Origin of the sequence: Mycoplasma marinum (assembly GCF_004335975.1) — a bacterium.
Classification (GTDB): Bacteria; Bacillota_I; Bacilli_A; order Mycoplasmatales; family Metamycoplasmataceae; genus Mycoplasma_K; species Mycoplasma_K marinum.
Map to the genome: position 1 here is coordinate 1 of NZ_PSZO01000119.1, position 582 is coordinate 582.

Annotated in this window: 1 protein-coding gene; it reads left to right on the forward strand. The window is 24.6% G+C overall.

What is annotated here, in order from left to right; translation table 4 throughout:
* The coding region (locus C4B24_RS05150) for a hypothetical protein (RefSeq protein ID WP_168388392.1) at positions 1–582 on the forward strand (582 nt) is incomplete at both ends.

Genomic DNA, 582 nt, shown 5'->3' on the forward strand with positions numbered 1-582 from the left:
ACTTCTGAATTTACATAGAAAAAGTAATTTTTCTATTAGTTATTATTTTAATAAAGTTTGTGATTTTACTATTAGATATTCCCATACCAAGGAAGAGTGAATTGAGAAGTATTTTGAATTAATCAAATACTTTGAAGAAAATAAAGGGGAAAGTGGAACAAGTGGCTTTATTGAAGAAGCATATGTAAAAATAGCCCACATGTATATATTTTTCAATGTCAAACACACTAAGGAACCGGATGCAGGTACAATTAGCATGAGTCAAGCAATAAAAGCTATTAGAGGTATGGACAATTTATATAAATATGATGAAAAAATTTCTAAACTATTCGCCGAAAAAATAAAAAATTCCCAAAATTGATATGACTTAAGACATTTATTTTCATCAATAAAAATAGATAGTGCTGGGAAAAAGTTTATTGATGAGTTATTTGTTTTGTCTAAAAGAAAAATCAATCTAATAAACGAATATGAATTTGAATATATGGGTATAAATTTAAAACATTTTCAAGATCTTTTTAATGAAAAACAAAGTAAGGAATTAGAAAAAATGATAAAACTAAAAGAAAATAAATTCAAAAT